The 12,859-nt window shown below is 67.0% G+C and carries 11 protein-coding genes; 6 read left to right on the top strand and 5 right to left on the bottom strand.

Annotated elements, in window-relative coordinates; all coding sequences use genetic code 11:
• Positions 1–61 precede the first annotated feature (61 nt).
• The 3 genes from J2X06_RS02390 to J2X06_RS02380 all read left to right on the top strand — a co-directional run bounded on the left by J2X06_RS02390 (position 62) and on the right by J2X06_RS02380 (position 4,476).
• Entirely contained in the window at positions 62–2,689 is a 2,628-nt protein-coding gene (locus tag J2X06_RS02390; RefSeq protein ID WP_310057776.1) for an ATP-binding protein, read from the top strand.
• Positions 2,690–2,773: 84 nt separating this feature from the next.
• The gene (locus J2X06_RS02385) at positions 2,774–3,673 is read left to right on the top strand and encodes a DUF1570 domain-containing protein (RefSeq protein WP_310057774.1); all 900 of its coding nucleotides are present in this window, start codon (positions 2,774–2,776) and stop codon (positions 3,671–3,673) included.
• Positions 3,674–3,855: 182 nt separating this feature from the next.
• Positions 3,856–4,476 (top strand): hypothetical protein, encoded by a 621-nt coding sequence (locus J2X06_RS02380; protein ID WP_310057771.1) that lies wholly within the window; start codon positions 3,856–3,858, stop codon positions 4,474–4,476.
• Between the two features lie 72 nt (positions 4,477–4,548).
• Here J2X06_RS02380 and J2X06_RS02375 read toward each other — a convergent pair whose 3' ends face one another.
• Positions 4,549–5,295 (bottom strand): glucose 1-dehydrogenase, encoded by a 747-nt coding sequence (locus J2X06_RS02375; protein WP_310057768.1) that lies wholly within the window; start codon positions 5,293–5,295, stop codon positions 4,549–4,551.
• 273 nt (positions 5,296–5,568) lie between these two features.
• Between J2X06_RS02375 and J2X06_RS02370 the strand changes: the two genes are divergently transcribed.
• Positions 5,569–6,642, top strand: a complete 1,074-nt coding sequence (locus tag J2X06_RS02370) for a serine hydrolase domain-containing protein (protein WP_310057765.1) — start codon at positions 5,569–5,571, stop codon at positions 6,640–6,642.
• A gap of 57 nt (positions 6,643–6,699) precedes the next feature.
• On the opposite strand, the gene J2X06_RS02365 is transcribed toward J2X06_RS02370, so the two are convergent.
• Positions 6,700–8,487: a TIR domain-containing protein gene (locus J2X06_RS02365; RefSeq protein WP_310057762.1), complete on the bottom strand. Its 1,788-nt coding sequence runs from the start codon at positions 8,485–8,487 to the stop codon at positions 6,700–6,702.
• Positions 8,488–8,740: 253 nt separating this feature from the next.
• Here J2X06_RS02365 and J2X06_RS02360 point away from each other — a divergent pair, with 253 nt between their 5' ends.
• On the top strand, positions 8,741–9,628 hold the full coding sequence (locus tag J2X06_RS02360) for a hypothetical protein (protein ID WP_310057759.1): 888 nt from the start codon (positions 8,741–8,743) through the stop codon (positions 9,626–9,628).
• Between the two features lie 37 nt (positions 9,629–9,665).
• Here the strand turns inward: J2X06_RS02360 and J2X06_RS02355 are convergent, their stop codons facing one another.
• Positions 9,666–11,066, bottom strand: a complete 1,401-nt coding sequence (locus J2X06_RS02355) for an IgA Peptidase M64 (RefSeq protein WP_310057756.1) — start codon at positions 11,064–11,066, stop codon at positions 9,666–9,668.
• Positions 11,067–11,222: 156 nt separating this feature from the next.
• On the opposite strand from J2X06_RS02355, the gene J2X06_RS02350 reads away from it, so the two are divergent.
• On the top strand, positions 11,223–11,849 hold the full coding sequence (locus J2X06_RS02350; RefSeq protein ID WP_310057753.1) for a hydrolase: 627 nt from the start codon (positions 11,223–11,225) through the stop codon (positions 11,847–11,849).
• A 30-nt stretch (positions 11,850–11,879) separates the two neighbouring features.
• Here J2X06_RS02350 and msrA read toward each other — a convergent pair whose 3' ends face one another.
• Positions 11,880–12,389, bottom strand: coding sequence for a peptide-methionine (S)-S-oxide reductase MsrA (gene msrA, locus J2X06_RS02345; RefSeq protein WP_310057750.1), 510 nt, complete (start codon positions 12,387–12,389; stop codon positions 11,880–11,882).
• Positions 12,386–12,835, bottom strand: a complete 450-nt coding sequence (gene msrB, locus J2X06_RS02340; RefSeq protein ID WP_310057747.1) for a peptide-methionine (R)-S-oxide reductase MsrB — start codon at positions 12,833–12,835, stop codon at positions 12,386–12,388. The genes msrA and msrB overlap by 4 nt, the downstream gene beginning before the upstream one ends.
• Positions 12,836–12,859 lie beyond the last annotated feature (24 nt).

Genomic DNA, 12,859 nt, shown 5'->3' with positions numbered 1-12,859 from the left:
GCCGTCCGCTGCCGGTCCGTCGGCTGGGAGATAATCGCGGCGATCCCCCGGAGTGATTGCCGTGGAACTGATCGAACGCGGACACGCCCTGCAACTGTTGCAGCAAGCGCTCGAAACGGCGGCGCAGGGCAGCGGCCGCACCGCGCTGGTCTGCGGCGAGGCCGGCATCGGCAAGACCTCGCTCGTCACCCAACTGCTGTCGCAGCACCGCGAAGGCCGCGTACTGTGGGGCGGATGCGAGGCGCTTTTCTCGCCGCGCCCTCTCGGTCCTCTGTACGACATGGCCGGTGCGCTCGGCGCGAAGCTGCAATCGATGCTGGGCCTGGAAGGCCGCCGCGTCGAGCTGTTCGCCTCGTTCCTCGAGGAACTGCAGCACTCGCGCGGCACCACCGTGGTGGTGCTGGAAGACCTGCACTGGGCCGACGCTGCCACGCTCGACCTGGTCAAGTTCCTCGCCCGCCGCATCCAGCGCGTGCGCGCGCTGCTGGTGCTGAGCTATCGCGACGACGAGCTCGGCGAACGCCATCCGCTGCAACTGGTACTGGGCGACCTGCCCGCCGATGCCGTCGTGCGCGTGCCGCTGCTGCCACTGTCGGAGGCCGGCGTCGACGAACTGGCCCGCCAGTCCAGCCGCCCCGCCGACGGCATCTACGCCGCCACGGGCGGCAACCCGTTCTTCGTCACCGAAGCGCTGCGCGCCGAGGGCCTGCCGGCCACCGTGCGCGATGCGGTGCTGGCACGCGCGGCGCGCCAACCGCCGGCAGTGCGTGCGCTGCTCGATCTCGCGGCGATCGTTCCGGCGCGCATCGAGGTGGACATCGTCGATGAAGTGCTGACGCCGACGCCTGCGGATGTGTCGACCGCGCTCGCATCGGGACTGCTCACCGCCGACGGTCGCTCGTACGCATTCCGCCACGAGCTGGCGCGCATCGCCATCGAGCAGGCCTTGTCGGCGCCGGTGGCCGCCGCGCTGCACGCCAAAGTGCTCGCCTGCCTGGCGCGTCGGGGCGAACACGGCGTGCCGATGTCGCGCCTGGTGCACCACGCCTCCGGCGCCGGCGACTCCGCGGCGGTGCTGAAGTACGCCCTGCACGCCGGCGACGAGGCCGCCTCGCACGGCGCGCACTGCGAAGCCGCATCGCTGTACCGCACCGCGCTGGCCCACGCCGGCGGCCTGCCCCCGGCCGAACGCGCCAACCTGCTCGAACGCCATTCCTACCAGTGCTATGTCATAGACCAGAACGATTGCGCCATGGAAGAACGCCTTGCCGCGCTGGCGATCTGGCGGAAGCTCGGCGACGTGCGCCAGGAGGGGCTGACCCTTCGCTGGTTGTCGCGCCTGAGCTGGTTCGGCGGACGCAAGCGCGAAGCCGAGGAGTACGCCAACCAGGCCGTGCAGCTGCTGCAGGACCAACCCGAGGACGAGGCCTACGCCTGGGCGCTGAGCAACCGATCGCAGCTGTACATGCTGTCCGGCCACACCACCGAGGCGGTCGCCTGGGGCGAACGCGCCATCGCATTGGCCAACCGCATCGGCAGCGACGAGGTGCTGACGCATGCACTCAACAACGTCGGCACCGCGCGCTACATGATCGGCCTGCCGGACGGCAAGCCGATGATCGAGCGCAGCCTGCAGATCGCGCTGGCCCACGACTTCGAAGAGCACGTCGCACGCTGCTACGCCAACCTGGTCAGCACGGCGGTCAAGACCCGCGACTATGTCGACGCGGAGAAGCAGATCGCCGAGGCCATGCGCTACTTCTGCGCGCGCGACCTGGACTCGTGGTCGAACTACATCCTGGTCTGGCAGGCGCGACTGGACTTCGAGCGCAGCGACTGGGACGCCGCCGCCGACATCGCCGGACGCCTGGTCACCGCGCACGACGTAGCCGTGGTCACACGCATCTGCGCGCTGGTGGTGCTGGCGCGCGTGCGCCTGCGTCGCGGCGATCCCGGCGCACGCGAACTGCTGGAAGAGGCCGTCGCGCTCGCGCAGCAGTCCGGCGAATTGCAGCGCCTGGCACCGGTCGCTGCCGCGCACGCCGAGGAAGCCTGGCTGCGCAACGACGGCGCGCCCGTCGATGCCATCGTGCTGCACGCCTACGCCCTGGCCGAGGAACGACAGGACCGGCGCGCCCTCGGTGAACTGCGCTACTGGTGCCTGCGCCTGGGCCTGATGCAGGCCGGGCCGGAAGGCACCGAGGAGCCTTACGCCCTGCAGATCGACGGGCATTGGCGCGAAGCGGCCGACACCTGGCAACGCCTGGGCTGTCTCTACGAGCGCGCTCTCTGCCTGCTTGAAGGCGACGAGTCCGCAATGCGCGAAGCCGTTGCCGTCCTCGAATCGCTGGGCGCCTCCGCCGCGGTCAAACGCTGCCGCGAGCACCTGCGCGATGCGGGCGTGCGCGGCGTCGCCCGCGGCCCGCGCGCCACTACCAGCGCCAACCCGGCCGGACTGACCGCGCGCGAACTCCAGATCCTGTCGCTGCTTGCCGAGAATCTGACCAACGCCGAGATCGCGCGGCGGCTGGTGCGCTCGGAGAAGACGGTCGACCACCACATCTCGGCGATCCTGCGCAAACTGGACGTGCGCTCGCGCGGCGAAGCCGCGGCGATGGCCGGGCGATTGGCGTTCACCACGCCTGCCGTGGAACGGCCTGCGGCACGCCGTCAGCGTCTCGATTCGTAAGCGAGGTGAGGGCGGGCTTCCGGGTGGCGTCCTGAACCCCGGACCTGCGACACTCGCGCCACTTCATGGGAAACCGGGGGATACATGAAGGGACACCTCGCGCTGGCTGTCGCACTGGGCACGCTGACGACGGCCTATGCCTGTTGGCATTGGATGACTCCTGCCGAAAGGACCGACCCCTCCGCCGCGTTCGCATCGGCAGCAAGCGGCTCGGTGCGCGCACAGTCGGCGACCACGCTCCGGACGCGGCACTACATCATCCGTTCGACGGCCACGCCGTCGCAGACCGCGCTGGTCGCCGCAGCCGTCGAAAGCCTGCATGACGCCTACATCGCGTTCTTTCCCGACCTGCCCGTCGTCTCCCAGGATACGAAACTGAAGATGGTGCTTTACCGGGACCAGCGGGAGTTCAAAGCCAACAATCGCAGCCGTCCCTGGGCCGAAGCCTATTACCGGACGCCCACCTGCTATGCCTATTACGCCGACGACCAGCCCAACCCGTACCACTGGATGGTCCATGAGGCGACGCACCAGCTGAACCGTGAAGTCGCAGGGTTCAAGCGAACGCAATGGATGGATGAGGGCCTGGCGAGCTACTTCGGAGCGAGCCGGATCGAGCACGGCCAACTGCTGCCGGGAACGATAGACACCAACGCCTACCCCATCTGGTGGTTGACGAGCCTGGCGCTGAGCGGTGATCTCGAGGACGACATCGCCAAGGGCCGGATCATTCCACTGCGCGAACTGGTATCCGGCACCGGGCCGGATATCGGGCAGCACGTCAACCTGTACTACATCCAGTTCTGGAGCCTGTCCCACTTCCTGTTCCACTACAACGACGGGCAGTACGCCGCTGGTTATCGCAAGCTGATTGCCGAAGGTGGCTCGCTGGAAGATTTTGAAACCACCATCGGTCCGATCGACCGTATACAGCGACAGTGGTACGCGTATCTGCGGGAGAAGGTTTCCAGCATTCCGCCGTGACGCCCGGCCAGGCACCACGGACACGGTCGAGCCTGCGGTTTCGTTCGCAGCCAGGCCCAGTCGGGACATGCCTGCCGGCCACGGATCTGCGGATTGAATCCCTCCCCCTTTTCGGGTCAAAGTGTGACCGGCCGCACCGTCCATGCACGGATCCGCGGCCATCTCAACAGGGGGAAATCGCAATGCATCAGATCCATCACGCGCGCAAGCGCGTGCCGTTTCATCGCGTGGTCGCATCGGCGCTGCTCGCGCTGCTCCTCGCCGCGCCCACGGCCTTCGCACAGGACAGCGGTGCCAGCGCCGGCACGTACATGCTCGAAGGCGGCAGCTACACCATCCAGCTTGAGCGCGACGGCGGCGACCTGGTCGTGGTCGAGCCGAACAAGCGTTCGACCTACGCCCCCCAGGGCAACGGCGAATACCATTTCTACAACCCGAACACGCAGACCAAATACGGCATTCGCGTGATCGACACGCGCACCATCGAGGCATTCAAGCCGGACTTCCCGGACAACCCGGCCTCGCGCCTGGTGCTGATGGGCGGTGCCGGCGACGCGGTGGTCGAGTCGGCCGACAGCGGCCGCTACGAGGCGCTGGCCGAACACTACACGTCGCTGCTGGAAAGCGACCCCGCCAACGCCCAGACCTGGGTCGCGTGCGCAGGCGTGGCGATGAAGCGCAGCATCTCGACCGTCGCCGACGCCGACGCGTATGCCGGCCAGATGGCACAGATGCTCAAGCAGCTCATGGTCGATTCGAGCCGCTCGCCCTGCGAGGACGTGATTCCCGCGTCGGTGTGGTGATGGGGTTGGCTGCGTGAGGCATCCGCGGGGACGGAGTAACACCCGCCCCCGCGGGTTTACGACAGTAGGGGCTCAGCGCACCCCGCCAGAAGCCAGCAGTTGCTCGCCGGTCATCCAGTTCGAATCGTCCGAGGCCAGGAACACCGCGATCGAGGCGATGTCCTGCGGCTGACCGATACGCCCCAGCGGCGTCTGCGCGATCGTGTCCGACTCGAAATCGGTGCCGTGGAAGCCGGCGGTGTGCGTGCCTTCGGTTTCGACCATGCCGGGATTGATCGCGTTGACGCGGATCTTGCGCGGACCGAGTTCGCGCGACAGTACGCCGGTGATCGCATCGACCGCGCCCTTGGTGCCGGTGTAGACCGCGCTGTGCGGCGGCGTGATGCGGGTGACCACCGAGCTGATGTTGATCACGCTCGCGCCTTCGCCCAGATGCGGCAAGGCTGCCTGCGTGGTCAACAGCACACCGAGCACGTTGACGTTGAAGTGGCGGTGGAAGTCCGCTTCGGTGATCTCCTCCAGCGGCGCGAATCCGTAGACGCCGGAGTTGTTGACGAGGATGTCGAGCCTGCCGAACTGCTGGACCGCCGCATCGACGAGCGCCTTCGCCTCCGCCTGCTGGGACACATCGCCGCGCACGGCGACCGCGGTGCCTCCGGCCTGCTTGATGCGGGCGACCACCGCTTCGGCGCCTTCCTTGCTGGAGGCGTAGTTGACGACGACGGACGCGCCATCGGCGGCCAGGGCGGTGGCGATGGCGGCACCGATGCCTTTGGAGGCACCGGTGACGAGGGCTACTTTGCCGGTGAGCTTGCTCATGGATTTTCCTGATGTATGGGGAGGACGCGGGCGATGCCCACCTGCGTGGAGCGGGCGGCGATCGTGGCTCGAATGACTTGGAGATCGCCTGCCCAGGCAAAAAGAGGGGCTATCAGGGAGGGAACATCCCACTGGCGGGACGGTTCCACACTACTCGTCGCCGATTAGGCCTCAGTGAAGGCCGCTGTTGCCGGCTCAGCGCAACCGCGATCGCCCGAGCCGTATCCAAAGGCGAATGGCCGCTGCCATCCCGGCCCCCACAGCGAGGACACCATGAGCCGATTCCTTTGGGCTGCTGCACTCTGGCTTGCATCCACGACCACCCAGGCCGTGGCCGCGCCGCCGGACGAGTTCATCGCGTCCTATGCCCGCGAGCACGACTTCAGCGGCTCCATCCTGGTCCAGCAGGACGGCAAGGCGATCTACACGCGCAGCTTCGGCCTGGCGAACATTCCATTTGACCAGCCCAACAGCAGCCGGACGCGCTACAAGATCGCCTCGATCACCAAACTGTTCACCAGCACGTTGATCCTGCAGCTGCGCGACGAGGGAAAGATCGACCTTGATCAGACCATTGCCCGGTACCTGCCCGACTACACCGGCGAGGCAGCGGACAAGGTCACCGTGCGCCAGTTGCTCCACCATACGTCGGGCTTGCCGGGCTACGACCAGGTCAAGGATGCCCAATCCGCCATCCGCGAAGGGATTCCGGTGTACCAGCTTCCACACAGCAGCGACGAGTTGCTGTCCCGCTATGCCAGCGGCCCGCTGGTGACCAAGCCCGGTTCGACGTTCGAGTACAACAACGCGGATTACGTCGTCCTTGGCAAGATCGCCGAACACGTTTCCGGCCTCAGCCTCGAACAGGCCCTGCGCCAACGGATCCTGGACCCACTGCAGATGCACGACAGCGGGCTGCTGAGGCAGGACGTCATCGTGGCGCGCCTGGCCGATACGTACTTCCACCGCGACGATAGCGGAAAGTTGACGCCGGACCTGCCGGCCTACCCGGAGAACTGGTACGCCGCCGGCGCGATGTACTCCACGCCGGGAAACCTGCTGGTGTTCGCCAATGCCCTCTTCGGTGGAAAGCTGCTCAGCGCACAGTCGCAAGCGCTGATGCTGGAGCCAGGACTGGACGACTACGGCCTGGGCTTGTGGGTGTACGAGACAAAGGCCAACAACCGGGGCTATCGCGTCGCCAAGCGGCCGGGGCGGATCATGGGAGCGCAGGCGCAGCTCTATCGATTCCTCCACAGCGACACGACGGTGATCATCCTGGCCAACACCGATGCCGTCGACCTGGATGAATTCGTCGCGAAGATAGGCCGAGAAGTGATGCGGTGAGTGCATGGTTCGCTGCGACCAGCGAACCTTCGTAGTTCGGCGCTGACGGGCCCGGGCCTATTCCCTCGCCGGGGCGGCGTCCTGCTCTGCCCCGAGGCGGGCTTCCGCGGCGGCGATCATGGCCTGGAATCGCGGATGGTCGCGCAGGACGGCGAAGTCCGGATCGCCCTTGGCATAGTTGACGATGCCAATCGTCGCCTTGTCGAAAACGGGACCGAGCAGATCGAGGGCGGCATCTATCTCTTTCAGGTAGATGATGAGCACGCAGCCAAAGTTGTAGCGCATGTTCCAGTTGTCCGGATCGATCAGCAGCGCGCGGTTCATCCGCTCCTTGGCGCGCTCGGCTTCGCCAAGGGCGGCATGCGCATAGGCGCTGTAGCCCAGGACGGTTCCGTTGTTAGGGTCCTGCGCCAGTGCTTTCTCGGATCGCGCCAGCGTGATTCGCGCCGCGCGCAAAGTGCCCTGCGTATTGCCGACGGCGGTGTAGGAGCTGACCAGCATGGCGGCGGAATTGAGATCCGAATCCATGAGGGTCGTCGATTTTTCGAAGTAGCGTATGGCGTCGTCGAGCCGTTGCTGCCGGTAGCTCAGATACGCGGCCCATCGGTTGACCTCATAGGACTCCGGGTCCAGATCCAAGGCGATGTCGATCTCGGCGGACGCCTCATCCTCACGACCGGTGTCCGCCAGGACCCTGGCCCTGACGGCATGGGCCTCCGCCAGGCTGGCGTCCAGCGCGAGCGCGCGATCAGCCGCGACCAGGCCGTCGTCGCCTTCTCCTCCGAGCACGTAGCGCAGGATCATCTGCCCGAATGCCATGAGCGCCCACGCGCGCGCATAGCCGGGGTCGATCTCGGTGGCGCGCACGCACAGGCGGATGATCGCCTCGGCCCGCCGGGCATCGCCTTCATGGCCGGTGACGTAGAGCTGTCGCGCCATCAGGTACAGGTTGTATGCCTCGGCATTGCCCGTACCACGCTGTTCGATCGCCTTCTTCTCCTCGGGCAGCAGCTTGAGCTTCAGCGCCTTGACGATGGCCTGGGAGATCTCGTCCTGCAGCGCGAAGATGTCGCTCAGGTCGCGGTCGTAGCGCTCGGCCCAGACGTGATCGTTGCTCGCCCCGTCCACCAGCTGGGCGGTGATGCGCACGCGGCCGCCGGCCTTGCGCACGCTGCCCTCCAGCACGTGGCTGACGCGGAGTTCGCGCGCGACTTTCAGGACGTCGACAGACTGGCCCTTGAACACGAAGGCACTGTTGCGCGAGGTCACCGCCAGCGCCGATACCTTGCTCAGGTCGGTGATGATGTCCTCGGTGATGCCGTCGCTGAAATACTCCTGCTCCGCGTCGCCGCTCATGTTGACGAACGGCAGGACACAGATCGAGACACGCGCGGGAACGCCTGCATGCGGTGCCGGGGTCGAATCTGCGTGGATTGGCGTCGGCGCAATGGCGCTGCCGGCGATCATGGCCTCGAGCGCGCGCAGCACTTCCTGGACCCTGGGACCGCTCGCGTCGTGCGCCGAACCGTCGAGGTCGGTGGTATGGAAAGTGCGCACGTCGATGGGCAGGCTCGCCTGCTCGAAGCGCACCGGAACGAGGATGCCGCGCTCGGCCGCTTCCCGCGCCTCGCCGCGCACCCAACGAGATTCCACCGACTTCGGGGTCCACACCACCAGCACGGCCTTGGCGACCTTGAGCTCCGCGGCGATCTGGCGATCGAAGTCCTGGCCGGTCGCGATCTCCGGATCCCACCAGACCGACCAGCCCCGCGCCTCGATCGCGGCGACCAACGGCGCGACGCGCGGCTTGTCGCTGCGTGCGTAGGAAACAAAGACGTCGGCCATGTGTCGAGGGCCTCGAACCGAGGTTGTCGCCGCGATCTTACAAGGGTGAGTGGATGGACTTGGCGAACGCGGAACGGCGTGAAGGCAGGTCAGGTTCACCCATTACGCGACCGGCGGCGACGCCGGTTACCCGACCACGACGCGATGGAGTGATGAAGGCCAGCAAGGCCATTAAGGCATCTCAACAGCCGGCAGCGAGCCGCGCCCATCACCGCCACGGCGTTATGCTCCCCGGTAACGCGCATCGACCCGCATGACCCGCTACTCGCTCTTGCTGCCCGTCGTCCTTGCCGGCCTCGTGCCGACCGGATCACTGCATGCCGGGGAAGCCGGCATCCGCGCGCATTACCTGCACTTGCAGGAGGCCGATTTCGGCTCGGCCGCCAACCTCGGCGCTGCGGAAATGTCCGGGCGCGAGCAAGGGTTGAGCGTCCTGTCGCCATCGTTCGACCTCGGTTCGGGCGGACTGGCCATCGGTGCGGACTACGTCTACACGCATTACACCTACACCGGCGTTCCGACCCGCAATCGCGACCTGCATCGGCTGGAGCTACCACTTGTCTGGAGCATGGGCGACACCCTCGCCTGGAAACTGGTCGCGGCGCCGACGGTGGCGACGTCGTCCAACGTGTTCAAGGACCTGTTCTCGCGCGCCACCAGCGACGACGTGCATCTCTACGGCGCGGCGACGGCCGAGCGCTCATCCGTCTCCGGCTGGGGCTGGCGTGCGGGCGCCGGCTACGACGACCGCTTCGGCGATCCGCAGGCCTATCCCGTGCTCGCCGTGCTCTATCGGCAACCGCGCTTCGCCGTCGAGTTCGGCTGGCCGCAAGCACGTCTGGACTGGCAGGCGCACGAGCGGCTGCTGCTGCGGATGGAGATCGCGCCGGCCGGCGAGCAATGGCACGTGGTCAGCGACGAACGCGACGGCGCCGAATTCGACTACACCGTAGAGGCCTGGCGCGCGGGCATCACGGCCGAATGGACGTTCGCGCAGCGCTGGCGGCTGGCCGCCCAGCTCGGCAGCGAGTTCGATCGTCACCACGACTTCGAGGACGACACCGGTGCGCGCATCGACGCCGATGTCGATTCGGCGGGGTTCGCGGCCGTGGAGGTGCGGTATCGGTTTGAAGCCGATTGAGGAAGCTTGGGCCGTTCGACGCGCACCCACCTGCCGGTCATGGCGCAGTGCTGTACAGGTCGATGATCTGGTCGATCGCGTGCGCGCACAGGTCACAGAAAGCGTCGGCGCGGGTGAACATCATGCATTGCAGCTGTGGGCGGTAGTAACCGGTGGCCGAATAGTTGGCGCCCTGGAAAGCGCCGACCGCATCGCGGTAGGGCGCGTCGGCGAACAGCTTGTCGGTGTACGCCTGCTCCTCGCGGAACAACGCGCTCATCTCCGCTTCCGGCCTGCGCTGCTCGCGCAGTTGCTTGCGGCGCGCCTGGATCTGGCGCTCATGCTCTTCGAACTCCGCTTTCGGCCAGGGCGTGGGCACCGGCGTCGCGGCGGCCACGCGATCCTGCCACTTCAGGTGGCGGGGATCGAGCAGCGCGGTGACGTTGGGCTCCCATGGTTCCACGCGCGGTGTGTCGGCCGAGGCGTAGGCGACCGGCGAGGTGTAGTACTCATCGGCCAGGGCGGCGAAGTGATGGCCGAACTCGTGCACGAACACGTAGTCGCGCCAGTCGTTGTCGGCCGCCACCGTGCTGAACTGGCCGAAGATGCCACCGCCGCCGTAGGTCTCGCCGTTGACCATGATCTCGACCGCGTCGTAGGGCGCGTACTGGGCCACCTCGCGGAACGCGCGATTGTCGAGCGTCAGCACGTAACGCTCGCTTCCGAAGATGTCGTAGCGCGCACCGGTCGCCGACACGTGATGCACGCCGGTGGACGGCCGGCTGACTCCGGACTCGGGTACCGGCACGGCGAGCGCCCATACGTTGAAGTCGGCGGCGCGTTCCTTGAACGGCGACACGTTGAAAAGGCGGTCGGCCAGCGCGCGTGCCCGCGCCTGGAACTTGTCCATCTCGGCCGCGGTGTAACCGTCACCGAGCAGCAGCAGGTCGACCTTGTGGGACGAGTCGCCACTGCGGCGGATCGCGATCGGCCTGGCCGGAGCCGGCCTGGCGACGCGCTCCACGTCCAGCGCCTGCGGATCGACACGCACGGACCACAGCGGTGAGAAGCCGTTGTTGGCGTCGCGGCCGTACACCTTCACCAGCACCGGTTTGGCCGGCATCGGAAAGCGCATCGACTCCTGGAAGCTGCGCTGCATCTGCTTGGCTTCATCGGTGGTCTGCCACTCGCCGAACACCGTGCTGTAGCCGCGCGAGTACAACACCCGGCCGCTGTCCGGATCGACGACCTCGAACTTCTGGGCGCCGCGATTGGTGGTGTCGATCGGCCGCGCCGGATTGCCCGGCCATGGCAACGGTTCCACTACCACGCGTTCGAGTGCGTAGCGCTCGGACTTGGCATCACCGGCGTGTTGGATGTCGACGCGCAGCGTCTGCGGCGGCGCCGCTTGCGCCAGGCCGATGCCGGAGAGCAGGACGAGCAGGAAGCCAATGCGCATGTCGGGATCTCCGGGAACTCAACCACCAGAAGAGGCGCGCAGGTTACCAGCGTTTCCAACACGGCGGCGTGGACTGGCGCGCCGATATGCCAGGTTGCGACACGCCGCCTTGCCACGTGCAGATCTAGAATCGGTCTCCCACGAAGGAGCGCCGCCATGTCCGATGTCACGCCCGTCCGCGATCCCAGCAAAGACGCGTTGATCACGCCACACAACGCCGTCCTCGCCATGATCGACTACCAGCCCGAGCAGTACGCCGGCGTCACGTCGATGGCGCATGACGAACTGCTCGCCAACGTCACGCTGCTGGGTGAGGTGGCCACCGCCTTCGAGCTGCCGGTGGTGTTGAGCACGGTGTACGTGCGCCACGGCATGGGCGCGACCAATCCCGAACTGCGAGCCGCGCTACCGGGCGTGGAGGAGATCGACCGCACCACCATGAACTCGTGGGAAGACCCCGAGTTCCGCGATGCGGTCGCCGCGACGGGACGTCCCAAGCTGATCATCGCGGGCCTGTGGACCGAGGTGTGCGTCGCCTTCCCCACGCTCGACGCCCGGAGGGAAGGTTACGAGGTCTATTTCGTCGTCGATGCCATCGGCGGCGTCAGCACGACCGCCCACGAGGCCGCGGTCCAACGCATGATCCAGGCCGGCGCAACGCCGATCACCGTGCTCGCACTGGCGTGCGAACTGCAACGCGACTGGGGCCGCCCCGGCGCCGATCGGCTGCGCAGTGCGATGCGGGCCTATTTCGGCGCGCGGCGCGGGCGGCGTGCGGGGTGAGCGCACTCGCCGCCGTTGCTGCGCTACCCATCAACCCGCTGCGGCGCGCCGCGGCAGCTTCCAGTCCGGGCGGACGAAGTGGCAGGTGTAGCCCGTGGGATAGTTCTGCAGGTAATCCTGGTGCTCCGGTTCGGCTTCCCAGAAGTCGCCCGCCGGCGTGACTTCGGTGACCGCCTTGCCGGGCCACAGGCCGGAGGCATCGACGTCGGCGATGGTGTCCAGTGCGACGCGCTGCTGCTCCGGCGAGGTGTAGAAGATCGCCGAGCGGTACGACGTGCCGACATCGTTGCCCTGCCGGTTGGGCGTGGACGGGTCGTGGATCTGGAAGAAGAATTCCAGCAGATCGCGATAGCTGATGCGCGCCGGATCGAACACGATTTCGACCGCCTCGGCATGGGTGCCGTGGTTGCGGTAGGTCGCGTTGGGCACGTCGCCGCCGCTGTAGCCCACGCGCGTGGAGATCACGCCGTCCATGTGGCGCAACAGATCCTGCACGCCCCAGAAGCAGCCGCCTGCCAGGATTGCCTTCTCGGTAGTCATCGCACGTCCTCCACCTGGTCGATCCAGGCTCCGTAGCCGGCTGCTTCCATCTGGTCGCGCGGGATGAAGCGCAGCGAAGCCGAATTGATGCAGTAGCGCAGCCCGCCGCGATCGGCCGGGCCGTCATTGAACACATGCCCCAGGTGACTGTCGCCATGCGCCGAGCGCACCTCGGTGCGGATCATGCCGTGCGAGGTATCGCGCAGCTCGTTGACGTGGGCCGGCTCGATCGGCTTGGTGAAGCTGGGCCAACCGCAGCCGGAGTCGAACTTCGCCGACGAGGCGAACAACGGTTCGCCGGACACGATGTCCACGTAGATGCCCGGCTCGGTGGTGTCCAGATACTCGCCCGTGCCCGGTCGTTCGGTGGCGCCTTCCTGGGTGACCCTGTACTGCTCGGGTGTCAGCTTGGCGATGGCATCGGGGGTCTTGCGGTAGTCGCTCATGGGGGAGCTCCTGGTGGGAGTGGA

Origin of the sequence: Lysobacter niastensis (assembly GCF_031457115.1) — a bacterium.
In the GTDB taxonomy this organism is placed as follows: domain Bacteria; phylum Pseudomonadota; class Gammaproteobacteria; order Xanthomonadales; family Xanthomonadaceae; genus Lysobacter_J; species Lysobacter_J niastensis_A.
This window is presented reverse-complemented; position numbering and strand designations above follow the sequence as displayed.